This is a genomic window from Nonomuraea typhae, from assembly GCF_009760925.1.
GTDB lineage: Bacteria > Actinomycetota > Actinomycetes > Streptosporangiales > Streptosporangiaceae > Nonomuraea > Nonomuraea typhae.
Genome location: NZ_VRLV01000006.1, coordinates 532,389 through 548,174, shown reverse-complemented (window position 1 = coordinate 548,174; position 15,786 = coordinate 532,389). Strand labels below are relative to the sequence as shown.

At 70.9% G+C, this 15,786-nt stretch carries 20 protein-coding genes; 9 read left to right on the top strand and 11 right to left on the bottom strand.

Going from position 1 to position 15,786, the window contains the following annotated elements:
* Positions 1 to 11 precede the first annotated feature (11 nt).
* Entirely contained in the window at positions 12 to 1,418 is a 1,407-nt protein-coding gene (locus tag FVE25_RS25365) for a leucyl aminopeptidase (RefSeq protein WP_157249527.1), read from the bottom strand.
* Positions 1,419 to 1,498: 80 nt separating this feature from the next.
* Positions 1,499 to 1,666 (bottom strand): DUF3117 domain-containing protein, encoded by a 168-nt coding sequence (locus FVE25_RS25360; RefSeq protein WP_181019706.1) that lies wholly within the window; start codon positions 1,664 to 1,666, stop codon positions 1,499 to 1,501.
* Between the two features lie 180 nt (positions 1,667 to 1,846).
* Between FVE25_RS25360 and FVE25_RS25355 the strand changes: the two genes are divergently transcribed.
* From FVE25_RS25355 to FVE25_RS25340, 4 genes are all read left to right on the top strand, one after another.
* Positions 1,847 to 2,629, top strand: coding sequence for a PaaX family transcriptional regulator (locus FVE25_RS25355; protein WP_157249525.1), 783 nt, complete (start codon positions 1,847 to 1,849; stop codon positions 2,627 to 2,629).
* Positions 2,626 to 3,402, top strand: coding sequence for an enoyl-CoA hydratase-related protein (locus FVE25_RS25350; protein ID WP_157249524.1), 777 nt, complete (start codon positions 2,626 to 2,628; stop codon positions 3,400 to 3,402). Before FVE25_RS25355 ends, FVE25_RS25350 begins: the two co-directional genes overlap by 4 nt.
* Before the next feature lie 130 nt (positions 3,403 to 3,532).
* Entirely contained in the window at positions 3,533 to 3,955 is a 423-nt protein-coding gene (locus tag FVE25_RS25345; RefSeq protein WP_219825626.1) for a hypothetical protein, read from the top strand.
* A 102-nt stretch (positions 3,956 to 4,057) separates the two neighbouring features.
* Positions 4,058 to 4,756 carry a YqeB family protein gene (locus FVE25_RS25340; RefSeq protein WP_157249523.1) on the top strand — a complete coding sequence of 233 codons (699 nt, stop codon included), beginning with the start codon at positions 4,058 to 4,060 and terminating at the stop codon, positions 4,754 to 4,756.
* Here the strand turns inward: FVE25_RS25340 and FVE25_RS25335 are convergent.
* Complete coding sequence (locus tag FVE25_RS25335) at positions 4,740 to 5,294, bottom strand: DNA-3-methyladenine glycosylase I (RefSeq protein ID WP_157249522.1); 555 nt, start codon at positions 5,292 to 5,294, stop codon at positions 4,740 to 4,742. The genes FVE25_RS25340 and FVE25_RS25335 overlap by 17 nt on opposite strands.
* The gene (locus FVE25_RS25330; protein WP_157249521.1) at positions 5,291 to 5,944 is read right to left on the bottom strand and encodes a hypothetical protein; all 654 of its coding nucleotides are present in this window, start codon (positions 5,942 to 5,944) and stop codon (positions 5,291 to 5,293) included. Before FVE25_RS25330 ends, FVE25_RS25335 begins: the two co-directional genes overlap by 4 nt.
* A gap of 28 nt (positions 5,945 to 5,972) precedes the next feature.
* Here FVE25_RS25330 and FVE25_RS25325 point away from each other — a divergent pair, with 28 nt between their 5' ends.
* Complete coding sequence (locus tag FVE25_RS25325) at positions 5,973 to 6,254, top strand: hypothetical protein (protein WP_157249520.1); 282 nt, start codon at positions 5,973 to 5,975, stop codon at positions 6,252 to 6,254.
* Here the strand turns inward: FVE25_RS25325 and FVE25_RS25320 are convergent.
* The 4 genes from FVE25_RS25320 to FVE25_RS25305 form a co-directional block, all read right to left on the bottom strand.
* Positions 6,251 to 6,829, bottom strand: a complete 579-nt coding sequence (locus FVE25_RS25320) for an LOG family protein (protein WP_157249519.1) — start codon at positions 6,827 to 6,829, stop codon at positions 6,251 to 6,253. The two genes, FVE25_RS25325 and FVE25_RS25320, sit on opposite strands and share 4 nt — an antisense overlap.
* A 32-nt stretch (positions 6,830 to 6,861) precedes the next feature.
* Positions 6,862 to 7,647, bottom strand: coding sequence for an LOG family protein (locus FVE25_RS25315; protein WP_157249518.1), 786 nt, complete (start codon positions 7,645 to 7,647; stop codon positions 6,862 to 6,864).
* A gap of 240 nt (positions 7,648 to 7,887) precedes the next feature.
* The gene (gene dapE, locus FVE25_RS25310; protein ID WP_157249517.1) at positions 7,888 to 8,940 is read right to left on the bottom strand and encodes a succinyl-diaminopimelate desuccinylase; all 1,053 of its coding nucleotides are present in this window, start codon (positions 8,938 to 8,940) and stop codon (positions 7,888 to 7,890) included.
* A 13-nt stretch (positions 8,941 to 8,953) separates the two neighbouring features.
* Positions 8,954 to 9,787 (bottom strand): 2,3,4,5-tetrahydropyridine-2,6-dicarboxylate N-succinyltransferase, encoded by an 834-nt coding sequence (locus tag FVE25_RS25305; protein WP_157249516.1) that lies wholly within the window; start codon positions 9,785 to 9,787, stop codon positions 8,954 to 8,956.
* A 37-nt stretch (positions 9,788 to 9,824) separates the two neighbouring features.
* Here FVE25_RS25305 and FVE25_RS25300 point away from each other — a divergent pair, with 37 nt between their 5' ends.
* Positions 9,825 to 10,649, top strand: coding sequence for a hypothetical protein (locus FVE25_RS25300; protein WP_246267409.1), 825 nt, complete (start codon positions 9,825 to 9,827; stop codon positions 10,647 to 10,649).
* A gap of 86 nt (positions 10,650 to 10,735) precedes the next feature.
* Here the strand turns inward: FVE25_RS25300 and FVE25_RS25295 are convergent, their stop codons facing one another.
* The 3 genes from FVE25_RS25295 to fdxA form a co-directional block, all read right to left on the bottom strand.
* On the bottom strand, positions 10,736 to 11,407 hold the full coding sequence (locus FVE25_RS25295; RefSeq protein WP_181019705.1) for a DUF4178 domain-containing protein: 672 nt from the start codon (positions 11,405 to 11,407) through the stop codon (positions 10,736 to 10,738).
* A 76-nt stretch (positions 11,408 to 11,483) separates the two neighbouring features.
* The gene (gene dapC, locus FVE25_RS25290; RefSeq protein WP_157249515.1) at positions 11,484 to 12,554 is read right to left on the bottom strand and encodes a succinyldiaminopimelate transaminase; all 1,071 of its coding nucleotides are present in this window, start codon (positions 12,552 to 12,554) and stop codon (positions 11,484 to 11,486) included.
* A gap of 403 nt (positions 12,555 to 12,957) precedes the next feature.
* Positions 12,958 to 13,287, bottom strand: coding sequence for a ferredoxin (gene fdxA, locus FVE25_RS25285; protein WP_157249514.1), 330 nt, complete (start codon positions 13,285 to 13,287; stop codon positions 12,958 to 12,960).
* 104 nt (positions 13,288 to 13,391) lie between these two features.
* Between fdxA and FVE25_RS57060 the strand changes: the two genes are divergently transcribed.
* The 3 genes from FVE25_RS57060 to FVE25_RS25275 all read left to right on the top strand — a co-directional run bounded on the left by FVE25_RS57060 (position 13,392) and on the right by FVE25_RS25275 (position 15,572).
* Entirely contained in the window at positions 13,392 to 13,622 is a 231-nt protein-coding gene (locus FVE25_RS57060) for a putative acetyltransferase (protein ID WP_246267407.1), read from the top strand.
* 17 nt (positions 13,623 to 13,639) lie between these two features.
* Positions 13,640 to 14,695: an ABC transporter substrate-binding protein gene (locus FVE25_RS25280; protein WP_246267406.1), complete on the top strand. Its 1,056-nt coding sequence runs from the start codon at positions 13,640 to 13,642 to the stop codon at positions 14,693 to 14,695.
* A 145-nt stretch (positions 14,696 to 14,840) separates the two neighbouring features.
* Positions 14,841 to 15,572, top strand: a complete 732-nt coding sequence (locus FVE25_RS25275) for a class I SAM-dependent methyltransferase (RefSeq protein ID WP_246267404.1) — start codon at positions 14,841 to 14,843, stop codon at positions 15,570 to 15,572.
* Positions 15,573 to 15,786 lie beyond the last annotated feature (214 nt).

Genomic DNA, 15,786 nt, shown 5'->3' with positions numbered 1-15,786 from the left:
CCCGCCGAAGCTCAGCGACTGAGCCACTCCACGAGGAGGCGGACACCGAAGCCGGTGGCGCCCTTGGTCAGCACGCCCTCGTCCACCGTGCTGCGCCCGACCCCGGCGATGTCCAGATGCGCCCACGGCCGCTTGCCGGCGAACTCCCGCAGGAACAGCGCGGCCGTGATCGACCCGGCGCCGAAGCGGTTGCCGCTCTCGATGTTGGCCAGGTCGGCCACGGACGACTCCAGCGCCGGCCGGTAGTCCTCGATCAGCGGCATGCGCCACAGCCGGTCGTCGCTGGCCTGACCGGCGGCGAGCAGCTCGCGGGCCAGGTCGTCCGTGGAGGCGTAGACGGCGCCCACGTTGCGGCCCAGGGCCACGCTGATCGCGCCGGTGAGCGTGGCGATGTCCACGATGGCGTCGGGAGCGAGCCGGTCGTCGGCGTAGGCGAGGGCGTCGGCCAGGACCAGGCGGCCTTCGGCGTCGGTGTTGAGCACCTCGACCGTCCGCCCGCCGTAATGGGTGATCACGTCGCTGGGCCGCTGCGCGCTGCCGGAGGGCATGTTCTCGGCGGCGGCGACCAGCCCGGTGACCCGGACGCCGGCCCCCAGCTTGGCCAGGGCGGAGACGACGGCGATGACGACCGCGCCGCCGGCCATGTCGGTCTTCTGCACCTTCATGTTGTCCGACGGCTTGAGCGAGAGCCCGCCCGAGTCGAACGTGATGCCCTTGCCCACGAGCACCACGTGCCTGGTGGCGCCCGGCGGGTCGTAGGAGAGCTGGATGAGCCGCGGCGGGTGCGCCGAGCCCCCGCCCACGCCGAGGATGCCGCCGAAGCCGCCGGCGCGCAGGTCGGCCTCGTCCCACACCCGCACCGGCAGGCCCTGCTCGGCGGCGCGCTCGGCCATCCAGGCCGGGTTCTTGACCGACGCGGGCGTGTTGGCCAGGTCGCGGGCGAGCGCGACGGCCTGGGCGACGATCTCGCCCCGCCGTACCGGCTCCTCCGCGGCGCCGGCGAACACCAGCGCGCCGACCGGCTTCTTGCCGGGCGCCGAGGTGACCTTGAAGGTGTAGGCGGCGAGCAGCGCGGCCTCGGCGAACGCGGCGGCGTCGCCGTCGGGAACCACGACGGTGAGCTCGGCGCGGCCCTTGGCCCGGCGCGTCAGGGCCGCGGCGGCCTTGCGCAGAGCCTTCGGCGAGCCGTCGCCGACGCCGTAGAGCAGCACCCGCCCGACGCCCGTGCCGCGCGCCACGGGCACGTCGACGATCTCGCCCGCCTCGCCCTTGGCCTCGTAGTGCGCCAGCAGCGCCGCCGCCGGCAGGGGAAGGTCGGGGGCCGCCGCCGGGCTCAGGTCGGAGGTGTACGGCACGGCCAGCAGTTCGGCCTCGGCGGGGGCGGCTGCGACCACGGACGCGGTGGTCTCGATGGGCACGGGTTCATCTCTCCAAACACATCAATGGCCCTGGCGCGGAGGCACGCCAGGGCCCTCGATCGAAGCTTTCTCGGGCAGTCTCAGCCGACGACGTTCTTCAACGCCTCGCCGAGCGCCTGTGCCTCGTCGGCGGAAATCTCCACGACGAGCCGGCCGCCACCCTCCAAGGGGACCCGCATGACAATGCCGCGTCCTTCCTTGGTGACCTCGAGCGGACCATCGCCGGTCCGCGGCTTCATCGCCGCCATGCGTGTATCCCTTCCTGCCTTGGGCTCCCGCGGCCCGCGACCGCCGGCCCCCCAGGAGGGCGGTCGGCGCATTCACGTCTTCTGTGATGTCCTATTCTCCCGCATCGAGAGCCCTCATGGGTAACGATCTCCTCCCAGAATGCGTTGTCCAGGGGTGCGAAGACGGCCAAACTGGACTTCGTGCACGCTCGCGCCGCTCTGTTCGACCTGTACGGAGACCACCTGCGATCACGCGGTGGACAGGTGTCCGTCGCCGCCCTCGTACGGCTCATGAAGCCCCTGGAAATCGCCGCTCCGGCCGTGCGCACGGCCGTTTCGCGCATGGTCAGGCAGGGCTGGCTGACGCCGCTCAGGCTGCCGAACGGACCCGGCTACGGACTCACTCCGAAGTGCGTCAGGCGTCTTGATGAGGCAGCACTGAGAATTTACCGAGCTGGGACGCTCGGGTGGCGGGGCCGCTGGCACGTGATCGTCTTCGGGCCGGTCAGGGACCGTCCGCGGCGGGAGCGGCTGCGCGCGGACTTGACCTTCCTCGGGTACGCGGCGTTGTCGGAGACCACGTGGATCGGTCCACGCTCCTCGGTCGAGCTGGACATCCTGCTCGAGGGCGAGGGAGTGGTGGCCGACCGCTTCGACGCCGCGCTGGAGGGCGACCCGCGCGAACTCGTGGCCCGCGCCTGGGATCTGGACGCGATCGCCGCCGCCTACGAGCGCTGGCTGGCCGAGGCGGAGACCCTGGTGGGCGCGCTGCCGGACGACGCGCCGGACGATCGCGTCTTCGCCACGAGAAGCCTTCTGGTGCACGGCTGGCGCAACTTCCTGTTCCGCGACCCGGGCCTGCCCGCCGAGCTGCTGCCGTCGGGGTGGCCGGGCGAGAAGGCGCGGGCATATTTCGAGCAGGAGGCCGCTCGCCTGCTGCCCAGAGCCGCCGCATTCGTCGACCACAACCTGGAGATGCTGTGATCCGATACGACCTCACCGACGGGGTGGCCACCGTCACGCTCGACCGCCCCGACGCGATGAACTCGCTGACGGCCGAGCTGAAGACGGCACTGCTCGACGCGCTGCGCCGGGCGGCGGAGGATCCGGCGGTGCGGGCGGTGCTGCTGACCGGCTCCGGCCGGGCCTTCTGCGCGGGCCAGGATCTGCGTGAGCACGCCGGCAACCTGGAGGCGGGCCGCGGCCTGGCCGGGACCGTGCGCGAGCACTACAACCCGATCGTGGAGCTGATCACCACGATGCCGAAGCCGGTCGTGGCGGCGGTGAACGGCGTGGCCGCCGGGGCGGGCGCCTCGCTGGCCTTCGCCTGCGACCTGCGGGTGGCCGCGGAGAAGGCGAAGTTCGCGATGGCGTTCTCCGGGATCGGCCTGGTCCCGGACTCGGGCGCCTCCTGGACGCTGCAGCGCCTGGTCGGCCCGGGCCGCGCGGCCGAGCTCCTGCTGCTGGGCGAGCCGCTGGAGGCCGGGCGGGCGCTGGAGCTGGGTGTGGTGACGCGCGTGGTGCCCGCGGAAGACGTGCTGAAGACCGCCCACGAGCTCGCCGTACGGCTGGCGCAGGGCCCCACCAAGGCGTATGCGGCCACCAAGCGTTCGCTCGCCTACGCCGCCACCCACACGCTGCCCGAGGCGCTGGAGCTGGAGGCGGTGCTCCAGGACGAGTGCGCGGCCACGGAAGACCACCTCAACGCCACCCGCGCCTTCCTCAACAAGCAGAAACCCGCCTTCGAGGGACGCTAGACACCGACTTTGGTCGGTCCCCGCTAGCCCGACGGCCGATCCGGACCGCCCGCCGTACTGCCTAGGGTCGGAGGCATGTCACTCAAGGGCCTGCCACCGGCGCTGGGACTGCTGGTCCTGGCTCCGCTCTGTGCCGAGTACCTCAGCGGCTACGACGCGGCCGCCCTGCCGATCCGCGAGGCGGCTCGCCGGGCGGGCCGGGGCTGGCGGCCTGAGCGCCTACCTGTCGCTGCACTGGATCGCCGGGCACGTGATCTTCAGCATCTGCGCGCCGATCCCGATCGTGGAGTCGTTCGTGCGGCCGGAGCGCAGGACCACGCCGTGGCTCGGCTGGTTCGGCACGCTCGTCACGGCGGTGGCCTTCATCGGGGCCGCCCCGTTCGTGGTCCAGCGGCATCTGGAGACCGAGGACTTCGTCCCGTCCACCGGTCAGCTGGCCGGCGCGGGCGCGGTGGTGCTGGGCAGACTGGTCCCCGGTCCATCGGCTGGCCACCGCGGGCGCGGCGCTGCCGATCTCGGCCGTGGGCGCGTTCGTCACCGAGCCGCTGGGTGACGTCTCCACCGCGGCCAAGCTGGGGCACAATATCGCCTTCGCCCTCGGGCTGGTCATCCTGATGGTCCTCGCCCGAATTCTTCTCGCACGAAAGAAAGCACGATGCCTTCCTCCTCCGACCCGACCGTCGTGACGCTGCCGGTCCTGCACCGCGTCCTGATCTGGCTCGGCGCCCCGCTGGTGGGCGCCGTCCTCGGCTGGCTGCTGAAGCTGGCGATCGAGTGGGCGGCGACGTGGCCGTGGGTCCCGTTCGAGAAGCCGATCAAGCTCGTGGCCGGGCTGAGCGAGCCGCACCTCACGATCGGCGCGCTCGCGCTGGGCCTCGTGGCCGGGCTGGTGCTGGCGTTCCTGTTCATCGCCGACTACGTGGGCGTCGTGGTCGATGACGACCGGGCCGTGTTCACCCACGGCGACGACCGCCAGGAGGTACGGCGGGCCGAAGCGGCGGCCGTCTTCCTCGACGGCAAGCACCTCGTGGTCCAGGGACACCAGACGGAGGAACTGGTCAGGACGCGCGGCGAACTGCCCGAAGCGGCCGACCTCGAGCGTGCCTTCCTGGCCCACGGCTACCCGTGGGTGAGCGGGGACCCTCTGGCGGCCGAGTTCCGGCTGTGGGCCGACGGCCATCCCGACCTGGACGCCGCCGCCCACTCCTACATGCGGCTGCGGGCCAGGGCCCTGGAGAAGGACCAGAAGGACGACGCCGGCGAACTGCGGGGCGAGCTGGCCCGGCTCGGCGTGGTGGTGCGCGAGGAGGGCAAGAAGCAGTACTGGCGCCGGCTGCCTAGCGGCCCGTCCTGACCACGCAGCCGGCGATGTGGTCGTTGACCAGCCCGATCGCCTGCATCAGCGCGTAGGCGGTGGTCGGGCCGACGAAGCGGAAGCCGTTCTTCTTCAGTTCCTTGGCCAGCGCCTTCGAGCCCGGCGTGATGGCGGGGACGTCGGCCATCGACGCCGGCACCGGGGCGTCCGGGTCGGCGTGGCGCCACACCAGCTCCGACAGCCCGCCGGGCAGGTCCAGCGCCGCCTGCGCGTTGGCGATGACCGCCTCGACCTTGGCCCGGTTGCGCACGATGCCCGCGTCGGCGAGCAGCCGCTCCACGTCCCGCTCGGTGTAGGCGGCCACCTTCTCGATCACGAACCCGTCGAAGGCGTTGCGGAAGTTCTCCCGCTTGCGCAGGATCGTCAGCCACGACAGCCCCGACTGGAACGCCTCCAGCGAGACCCGCTCGAACACGAGGTCGTCGCCGTGGACGGGGCGGCCCCACTCCTCGTCGTGGTAGGCGGTGTACATCGGGTCCGCCATGCCGGTCCACCAGCAGCGGATCACCTCGGTCACGGACGCTCGTCCTCCGCCTTGGGCTCGCCCTTGTGCACCAGCACGTCCCCGGGCCGCGGCTGCGTTCGGTCGGAGGGCTCGTCCACGGGCGCTTGGCCGGAGGCGTCGGCATGGGGCGCGGTGCCGTCCTCAGGTGCTGTAGTGCCTGTAAGACCGTCCTGGGGCGGGGCGTCGCCAGGCTGAAGGTCCGCGCCTTCCCCGACCGGCGGCGCCTCCACCTGCTCGGCAGGCTGCGTGTCCGCGGGCGCTGCGGGCTCGCCCTGCTCGGTCAGCGTCCGGTCCACCGCGGGCGGCTCGTGCTCGGTGCGGATCCCGGCCCCCGGCGCCGCGTACACCTCCTGCCGCGCCTGCAACCGCCCGGCCAGCAGTTCGGAGACGCGCTGCTCCAGCACGGCGATCCTGGTGTCGCGCTCGCTGATGGCGCTGGCCGCCCGCCGCAGGGTCTCATCGACGCTCTGCGTGTGGTATCCGACCAGGTTGACCGGCAGCTGAAGCGCCATGAAGTCGACCGCCGTCAACTGCCCGGGCTCGGGCAGATCGAGCGGCGGGACATCCGGCGGGAACTCGGTCAGCTCACCGCCCTTGCCTAGGGAGACCAACACCACACAGGCGAGGATGGCGAGCGCGGCGATGGCGAGTACGACCAGCACATTGGCATCGTACTCATACGATCGAGACATGCAGCCCACAGTTCTCGCGCCGGGCACGCGAGTCGACCCCTCCTGGACGCCGGTCAGCTCCCCCGCCGAAGCCGCCCACCTGGTCTCGGCCGGGGTGACCGTGGTGGTGGAGCTGCCGTCCGGCCTCAACGCGGCCCTGGCCGTGGCCTCCGTCTTCCGCTGGTACGGCGCGCAGGTCTTCGTCACGGCCCATCAGGACGAGGTACGGCAGGCGCTGGACATGACCGACTCCCTGGCCGGCCGCCGCCCGCCCGCGCTCACCCGGCGGGGCCTGGCCTAGGGCTCCTCGAGCTCGGCGACGCTGGGCCGTACCGGCTTGGCGCTGCCCTCGAGGTGGGCGAACGCCTCGTCGACGGTCGTGGTCCAGGCGATGGCGTCGAAGACGTCGGCGCGCGTGAACCCGGCCTCGTGCATGTTCTCGATCAGCCGGCGGAGCGGGTCGTAGAGGCCCCAGGGGTCCAGGATGACGAGCGGGCGGTCGTGGATGCCGAGCACGCGGGCCGTCCAGATCTCGAACAGCTCCTCCAGCGTCCCGATGCCGCCGGGCAGCACGAGGAAGGCGTCCGAGCGGGCGTCCATGGCGGCCTTGCGCTCGCGCATGCCGGTGGTGACGATCAGCTCGTCGGAGTCGTTGTCGGCCACTTCGATGTCGACCAGCACCTGCGGGATGACGCCCACGGTGCGCCCGCCGGCGGCCCGGGTCGCGGCGCCGACGGCTCCCATGCAGGAGACGGTGGCGCCGCCGCTGACGAGCGTGTGCCCGCGGCCGGCCAGCTCGGTGCCCACGTCGGTGGCGAGGTCGATGTACTTTTGGTCAATTTTCTGGCTGGAAGCACAAAAAACGCAGACATTCACGACATGTCAGCTTATGCGGCCTTGTTGACCGGCTACTGCGGCTCGGCGGGCTGGGCGGCCACGGCGCGCAGTTCCTCGCGGCGGGCGGCATCGGCGTCGGCGATGATGCGGACGGCCTCGTCCACGTCGTCGGTCAGGTGCATCAGCTCGAGGTCCTGAGCGGCGATCTTGCCGGTGCCCAGCAGGGTGGTCTTGATCCAGTCGACCATGCCGCTCCAGAAGGACGTGCCCATGAGCACCACCGGGAACGAGGTCACCTTGTGCGTCTGGACCAGCGTCAGCGCCTCGAACAGCTCGTCCAGCGTGCCGAAGCCGCCAGGCAGCGCGATGAAGCCGCACGAGTACTTCACGAACATCGTCTTGCGCACGAAGAAGTAGCGGAACTCGATCCCGAGGTCCACGTAGTCGTTCATCTTCTGCTCGAACGGCAGCTCGATCCCCAGCCCCACCGAGACCGCGCCGTCCACCTCGGTGGCACCCCGGTTGGCCGCCTCCATCACGCCGGGACCGCCGCCGGTGATGACCGCATAGCCGGCCTCGGCCAGCGCGCGGCCGAGGTCCACGCCGAGCTGGTAGTCCTCGGCGTTCTCCGGCGTGCGGGCCGAGCCGAAGACGGTGACCGCCGGCGGCAGCTCGGCCAGCTGCCCGAAGCCCTCCACGAACTCGGCCTGGATGCGGAGCACCCGCCACGGATCCATGTGCACCCAGTCGGTGCTGCCCTGCCGGTCGAGCAGGCGCTGGTCGTGGGTGGATTCGGGGACGAGCTTTCCGCGTACTACCGCCTGACCCTGGCGGCGCTCGGGACGTGACTGCTTCATGCGGGTCACGCTATCCCTCCGGGCCGCGCATCCGGGCGAATCCCGGCTTACGGCCGCACGAAGAGGGCGAAGCCGCAGGTCAGCGCCCAGGTGAAACCGATCAGAAAAATCTTTGAGGAAGGAGGAACCGAAATTCGCGGACCCTGCGTCTAATCGGCGAGGGTGCTGCTCGGGACTGAAAGTGGCTCTCCCCGCCAAATGGCCGGCGAGGAGAGCCACTTTCACGTTTAGGCCCGGATCCTACGCCAGCCAGTCCAGCATCGCACGCTCTCCGTCGGCGATCTGGGCCAGCGACACGTACTCCCCTTGCTGATGGGCGAGGTTCGGATCCCCGGGACCGTAGTTCACGGCGGGGATGCCCAGCGCGGAGAAGCGAGCCACGTCGGTCCAGCCCAGCTTGGCCCGCGGCTCGCCGCCCACCGCGGCCGTGAAGGCCGCCGCGACCGGATCGGTCAGCCCGGGACGGGCGCCGGGGGCGGCGTCGGTGAAGCTCACCTCGAAGCCGTCGAAGACCTCCAGCACGTGCCGCTGCGCCTGCTCGACCGTGAGATCGGGGGCGAAGCGGTAGTTCACCGTCACCACGCACGCGTCCGGGATCACGTTGCCCGCCACGCCGCCGCGCACGGCGACCGCGTTCAGCCCTTCGTGGTACTCCAGCCCGTCCACCACCGGCAGCCTGGCCTGGTAGGCGTTGAGCCTGGCCAGCACCGGCTCGATGCCGTGGATGGCGTTGACCCCGAACCACGACCGGGCGCTGTGGGCGCGCTTGCCCGGCACGTGGACCTCGGCCCGCAGCGTGCCCTGGCAGCCGCCCTCGATGACGCCGTCGGTCGGCTCCATGAGCACGGCGAAGTCGGCGGCCAGCAGGTCCGGGCGCTCGGCGGCGACCCGGTTGAGCCCGTTGCGCTCGGCCTCGACCTCCTCGCAGTCGTAGAAGACGTAGGTGACGTCGCGGTTCGGCGCGGGCAGCAGGGCGGCCAGCCGCAGCGCGACGGCCACGCCCGCCTTCATGTCGGAGGTCCCGCAGCCGTAGAGGCGGTCGCCCTCGACCCGGCTGGGCAGGTTGCCGGCGACCGGGACGGTGTCGAGGTGCCCGGCGATCAGCACCCGCTCCGCCCGCCCGAGCGCCGTGCGCGCCACGACCGTCTCCCCCAGCCGCTCCACGCTCAGGTACGGCAGGGCGCGCAGGGCCTGCTCGACCAGGTCGGCCAGGGCCTTCTCGTGCCCGCTGACCGACTCCACGTCGACGATCGCGGCGGTCAGCGCGCCCGCGTCCAGGCTCAGGTTGAGCATGAGTCCCCTCTTCTCAGGCGTTGACGCCGTGCTCACGCAGCACGTCGTTGAGCGCGGCCTTGTCGTGCCGCTCCCCGGGCTCCAGCTTCTTCAGCACCAGCACGCAGGGCAAGCCGAAGGTGCCGCCGGGGAACTCCTTCTGGCGCGTTCCACCGACGGCCACGCACCAGTCGGGGATGCGCCCGCGGCCCAGTTCCTCGCCGGTCCGCACGTCGATGACCGGGATGGAGGCCGACAGGATCGTGCCCGCGCCGACCACGGCCCCGCGGCCCACCCGGGCGCCCTCGACGATCATCGCCCGGCTGCCGATCAGCGCGTCGTCCTCAACCACCACCGGCACCGCGTTCGGCGGCTCCAGCACGCCGCCGATCCCGGCCCCGCCCGACAGGTGCACGTTCTTACCGATCTGCGCGCACGAGCCGACCGTGGCCCACGTGTCCACCATCGTGCCCTCGTCGACGTAGGCGCCGATGTTGGTGAAAGAGGGCATGAGCACCACGCCGGGCGCCAGGTAGGCGCCCCAGCGCGCGATCGCGCCCGGCACCACCCGCACCCCGTCGAACGTCGTCTTCAACGGCTGCCTGTCGTGATGCTGGAAGTCGCCGACCTGCGACCTGGCCATCTGGAGCACCTTGAAGCTGAGCAGGATCGCCCGTTTGGCCCGCTCGTCCACCAGAACCTCGCCGTCCTCCACCCGGGCCACCCTCGCCTTGCCGGTGTCCAGCAGGTCGATGGCGGAGACGATCACGTTGCGCGCCGTGAGGTCGCCCGGCGACAGCTCCGCGCGACGCTCCCACAGCTCATCGACCGCGGAAGGCAGCGGAGAGGACATGCTCTGGTGACTCATGGCCCCGGAGCCTATCTGGCCGGGTAGGTTTTTCAGGGTGCGCCTGCGCTACTCCCGTGGAGTCCTGACCATCGCCGCGATCGTCGTCGTGCTGGCGGTGGCCATCACCGTGGGCTTGATCAACTTGCTCAGGACGGTGACGCCTCTGCGCGAGGTCGTGGCCGGCTGCACCGTCCGCACTCCCGAGGGCGAACTCGACCTCGACGTCGAGCAGGCCCAGGTCTCCGCCACCATCGCCGCCGTGGCGGCCCGCCGTAAGCTGCCCGAGCGGGCGGTGGTGATCGCCTACGCGACGGCGCTGCAGGAGTCGAAGTTGTTCAACCTCGACCACGGCGACCGCGACTCGCTCGGCGTCTTCCAGCAGCGCCCCTCCCAGGGCTGGGGCAAGCCCAAACAGCTGATGGACCCGGTGTATGCGACGAACAAGTTCTTCGCCGCGCTGGTGAAGGTGAAGAACTACCGCAAGCTCCCGCTGGCCGAGGCGGCCCAGGAGGTTCAGCGCTCGGCGGGAGGCTACGCCTACGCCCCGCACGAGCCCGACGCCAAGATCCTGGCCGCCGCCTTCACCGGACGGGTCCCGAGGGCGCTGCACTGCACCTACCCGGAGCCGGCCGCCACCCCGAGCCCCGCGGCCCGGCCCCGCACCGACGAGGCCCGCCGCCAGCTCGCCCGCGCGCTGGGCAGCACGGCCGTCACCACGGAGAAGCGGGGCTGGCTGGTGGCCGCCTGGTCGGTCGCGCACGCCCAGAAGTACGGCTTGCGGAGGGTCGATTACCGCGGCGTGTCCTGGCGGGTCGAGGAGGTCAGCGACGGCTGGAAGCCCGGTGGGAAGTCCTCCACCACCGAAGTCGTCCTGTCCTGAATCCCCCGCCTCCGGGCACGGGCTGCGAGGTTGCCCGCAAGGCCGGGCAATGCGCGGCATTTGCCGGCAATCGCGCAAGGATTGCGCTAGGGACCGGTGCTGACGATGGCGATCGAGCCCGGGGTGAGCGGCTGCGCGTAGGCGGCGGTCCAGGGGGCGCCCTGGACCCGCTCGAAGGAGAGCAGGCGGCCGTCGGCGGCGCGGTAGTCGGCGAAGTCCAGCAGGCCGCGGTCGGGGTGGCCGGTGTCGCCCTCCGAGCGGAAGGCGGCGGTCCCCCGATCCACCGGGAAGAACTCCACACCCTCCATGATGATCATACTCTTGGCCGGGATCATGCCCTGCGTGGGCACCTCGGTCCAGACCAGGACCTCCAGGTGGGGCGGGTCGCCGGAGACCAGGCCCTGGCGGACCTCCACGGTGAGCCAGCGGGCGACCCGGCTGCCGTCGTCCAGCAGGAACTCGGTCCACTGCTGGCCCTGGAGGGAGACGTGCAGGGCGCCGCGCACCCGCGACCGGACGCCGTGCACCTCGACGCGGTCGCCGACCCGGATCTCCCGCGGATCGTCGTAGTCGGCGCCCGTCTGCGCGGACGCGCTCACCGGAGCGGGCATGGGGCTCGGCACCACCACGGACTCGATGGACGGAGGCGTGGCCGAGCGGCCCCTCCTGTCCTGCCGCATGGTGGCGACGAAGGCACCCAGCAACAACAGGACGGTGGCGATGCTCAGCCCGAGTACGACCCAGGAGGTCACGCTCATCGTCCAGCTCGCTCCGCTCGCGGTCTGCCTCGGCAAACGCCCTGTATCTACTTATGTCTACGTACGACGCGCGATCCTACTGGAGGCGGCGCACCGCCGCACCGATGCGCTCGTCGGTGGCCGTTACCGCGATGCGAACATGCCGTTCACCTGCGGTTCCATAGAAATCCCCCGGCGCGACCAAAATCCCTATTTCGGATAGCCGTCCCACCTGGTCCCACGCGGGCTCGCCGTTCGTGGCCCACAGGTACAGCCCGGCGGTCGAATGCTCGATCTGCCAGCCCGCCTTCTCCAGCGCCGGACGCAGCAGCGCACGCCGCGCGGCGTACCGCTTCCGCTGCTCGTCGGCGTGGGCGTCGTCGCCGAACGCGGCGGTCATCGCCGCCTGGACCGGCCGCGGCATCAGCATGCCCGCGTGCTTGCGCACCTCCAGCAGCCGCTTGACCAGCGCGGGATCACCGGTCACGAACCCGGCCCGGTATCCGGCCAGATTGGAGCGCTTCGACAGCGAGTGCACCGCCAGCAGCCCCTCGTGGGAGCCGTCGCAGACGTCCGGGTGAAGGATGGAGATCGGCCGCTCCTCCCAGCCGAGCTCGAGATAGCACTCGTCGGAGGCGACCACGGCGCCACGCTCACGCGCCCAGGCCACGACCTTGCGCAGATGCTCGGCGGGCAGCACCCGGCCCGTGGGATTGCCGGGCGAGTTCACCCAGACCAGGTCGACCGGCTCCGGCCCGAGCGCGAGCAGCCCGTCGGCCGCGGTGCCCTCGGCCCCGGCCAGCCGCGCGCCGACGTCGTAGGTCGGGTAGGCCAGCTCGGGAAAGACCACCCGCCGCGCCCCGAGATAGGTCGGCAGCCAGGCCACGAACTCCTTGGACCCGATCAGCGGCAGCACGTCGTTCTGCGCGACGCTCACCCCGTGCCGGCGCGCCAGCCACCCGGCCGCCGCCTCCCGCAGCTCCTTGGTGCCATGGGTGAGCGGATAACCGGGGCTGTCGGCCGCCTCGACGAGGGCGTCCTGCACGATCCGCGGCACCGGGTCGACCGGGGTGCCCACGGAGAGGTCCACGATCCCGTCGGGGTGCGCGGCGGCCCGCGCCTTGTGCGGCTCCAACCGGTCCCACGGGAAGTCAGGCAGGCTGTTCACGCCCCTCACCCTAGTGGCAGCGCCGGGCTCGTTCTTTCCTTACGGCGAAGCCCTCACGCCGCCTGCCGGCTCCTCCTTTACGGCGAAGCCGCCCCCACGCCACCCGCCGCAGCGGGCGGGCGCCGATCGTAGGGTCGCTTCTCACGTCGGACGGGGTCCCCGCCGCCACGGCGCACCTGAGCCATGGCGACGGGAACCCCGTCCTTGCCGGTCGAAGCCGGTGAAGTCGTTGCCCACCCAGGTGGTCAACGTGAGCCGTTGCGGCGCTCAGCCACGTCCGACGTGAGAAGCGACCCCCACGACCTGGGCCCGCTCACGGCGGCGGGTGGCGTGGGGGCGGCTTCGCCGTACCGGATAGCGCCACGATCGGCGGCGCTGTCACGACGGCGGGGCGCCGGAACGGCTAGTGCTCGTCGGTGGCCTGGGGTGGCAGGGCCGCGATCAGAGGATGGTCGCTTTCGATCTTGCCGACCTTGGACGCGCCCCCGGGCGAACCCAGTTCCTCGAAAAAGTCGACGTTGGCCTTGTAGTAGTCCTTCCATTGGTCAGGAAGGTCGTCCTCATAGAAGATCGCCTCGACGGGGCACACAGGCTCACAAGCGCCGCAGTCCACGCACTCGTCGGGGTGGATGTAAAGCATGCGCTCGCCCTCGTAGATGCAATCGACGGGGCATTCCTCGATGCACGCCTTGTCAAGGACGTCCACGCAAGGCTGCGCGATGACGTAGGTCACCTCGAGCTCCTTCTTCTCCGCACCATGGCATGACTTCGACCGCGGTTTGCTAGCCCTAGTATTGCCGGGCCAGCCCGGTGGCCGGAACGGAGGGTGCCAAACTCATGGCCGCTCGCTTCACAATCAGGGTGACACCTGCGGATGTTGGGGGACGGATCACCACACGGAGGCGGGTTCCGGGCGGGTTCCGCGATGCGGTAGGAATTCTCGAATCGTGGGACGACGGTGTGCTCAAGGTTCGTAAACGGGACGGCACGCTTGTGGAGATTCCCGAGGATTCCCTGGTCGCGGCCAGGGTGGTCCCGGCCGCGCCTCCTCGACCTGGGCGGATGTAGCGGCAAGTATTCGTTGTGTGACAGTACGTACCTGCGCCGCCGTAACCGCCCTTCTCGTCAGCGCCGGGTGCGGCGCGTCGACGACCCAGGAGAAACCGCTGCCGCCGGTGAACGTGAAGGCCGCCTCGATGAAGGACGGGTTCACGAACATGGAGCGGCTCGTCCAGTCCGCCCAGAAGGAGGGCGCGCTCAACGTCATCGGGCTCTCCCGCGACTGGGTCAACTACGGCGAGATCATCGACACCTTCGCCGACAAGTACGGCATCAAGGTCAACGAACTCGAGCCCAAGGCCAGCAGTGCCCGCGAGATCCAGGCGGCGGCGCAGCTGAAACCGGACGTGTTCGACCTGACCCTGGACGTGGCCGTGGCCGGCGCGGCCGGGTTCGCGCCCTACAAGGTCCAGGACTGGCAGGATCTGCCGGACCACGTCAAGGACCCGAAGGGCGCCTGGTACGGGGCCTACGGCGGGTACATGTCGATCGGCTACGACCCCCGCAAGGTGAGCGCGCCGGCCTCGTTCGCCGACCTGGCCCGCCCCGGCTACACCGTCGCCCTGGCCGGTGACCCGCTCAAGGCGGCCTCGGCGTTCAACGGCGTGATGGCCGCCTCGATGCGGTCCGGGCCGCCGATGCCGGAGCGCGGCGTGGACCTGTTCGCCAAGCTCAAGCAGAGCGGCAGGCTGACCGAGCCGGCCACGGCCAACGTCGTCGTGGACTGGGATCACCTCAACGCCGCCCGCGCCGCCGAGAACCCGGAGGCGTGGAAGGTCACGATCCCGCGCGACGCCGCGCTCGGCGGCTACTACGTGCAGGCGATCAGCAAGGAGGCGCCGCACCCGGCGGCCGCCCGGCTCTGGCAGGAGTTCATCTTCTCCGACGAGGGCCAGAACCTGCTGCAGAAGGGCTTCGCCCGCCCGGCCCGCGGCGAGGCGATGCTGATGCGCGGCACCCTCGACACCGAGCAGGCGGCCAAACTCCCGGTTGCGCCGGGTCCGCCGCTGCTTCTCACGATTCCGCAGGCAGATGCCGCAAAGTCCTATCTGAAGCGTGAATGGACTCACAACGTGGGATGAGACCCATGTGACGGGATATGTCGTGAGAGACGTTCAGCATCTACAGTGAGCGACAGCACGGCCACGGGGGCCCGATGTCTGAGATTGTGAGCTGATCGTCTTGCGATACGACGCACCGAGCTTGGAGCGGTGGACCAGTCGCACATTGGACAACAGCTTCGGCTACGTCTCCGCCAGGGGCGCGCCCCTGGTCGACCTGCTGGACCCGCGACCCGGCGAGCGTGTGCTCGACCTGGGCTGCGGGACCGGCGTCCTGACCGCCGAGATCGCCCTGCGGGGGGCCGCGGTGCTGGGCATCGACGGCTCCCCCGCCATGATCGAGAAGGCGCTCGCCCAATACCCCGGCATCGACTTCATCGTCGGCGACGGGCACGACTTCACCGTCGCCCAGGCGTACGACGCCGTCTTCTCCAACGCCGCGCTCCACTGGATGAGCCGCGACCCCACCGCGGTGATCTCCAGCGTCCGCGAGGCGCTCCTGCCCGGCGGGCGCTTCGTCGCCGAGATGGGCGGCGCCGGCAACTGCGCGGAACTGACCGCCGCCATGCTCACCGCCTGGCGTGAGTACGGTCTGCGCGAGCCCGACCTGCCGTGGTACTTCCCCACGCCCGCCGAGTACGCGGCCCGCCTGGAGCAGGAAGGCTTCGTCGTCCGCCTGCTGGAGTACTTCGACTGCCCCACCCCCATCGACGAGTGCCCCGGCGGAGCCGCGGACTGGGTGCGGATGTTCGCCGGCTCCGTGCTCGACGGCGTCCCCCTCGACCTGGTCGACCCGCTGTTGCACCGGGTCAACGAGCTGGCCGCCCCCGCCCTGCGCAGAGAGACCGGGTGGATGGCCGACTACGTGCGTCTACGCTTCGCTGCCGTTAAGCGCTGATGCGTAGTCCATGATGCGTAGGGGCGTTTTGCCAGACTATGGTCTGTTGCGTGGGCTGCGAATGTATGGCGGTACTCCTACGCCGTCGTGAGGGACGGGTGAACACAACAGGATGAATTTCTGCCTGAGCGACCTCGTACCACCGCTGAGGTGGAGCGACGCGTCGGCGATCACACTTCTCCACGGGCAGCCGGACCTGCCCGAGGCCTGGTGG

Bases quoted from the DNA above. Each gene is read 5' to 3' on its own strand.
- FVE25_RS25340 (WP_157249523.1), top strand. From the start codon at position 4,058: ATGCCTTCCTCCTCCGACCCGACCGTCGTGACGCTGCCGGTCCTGCAC.
- FVE25_RS25360 (WP_181019706.1), bottom strand. From the start codon at position 1,666: ATGGCGGCGATGAAGCCGCGGACCGGCGATGGTCCGCTCGAGGTCACC.
- FVE25_RS25305 (WP_157249516.1), bottom strand. From the start codon at position 9,787: ATGAGTCACCAGAGCATGTCCTCTCCGCTGCCTTCCGCGGTCGATGAG.
- FVE25_RS25325 (WP_157249520.1), top strand. From the start codon at position 5,973: ATGCAGCCCACAGTTCTCGCGCCGGGCACGCGAGTCGACCCCTCCTGG.
- FVE25_RS25295 (WP_181019705.1), bottom strand. From the start codon at position 11,407: ATGAGCGTGACCTCCTGGGTCGTACTCGGGCTGAGCATCGCCACCGTC.
- FVE25_RS57060 (WP_246267407.1), top strand. From the start codon at position 13,392: ATGGCCGCTCGCTTCACAATCAGGGTGACACCTGCGGATGTTGGGGGA.
- FVE25_RS25315 (WP_157249518.1), bottom strand. From the start codon at position 7,647: ATGAAGCAGTCACGTCCCGAGCGCCGCCAGGGTCAGGCGGTAGTACGC.
- dapE (WP_157249517.1), bottom strand. From the start codon at position 8,940: ATGCTCAACCTGAGCCTGGACGCGGGCGCGCTGACCGCCGCGATCGTC.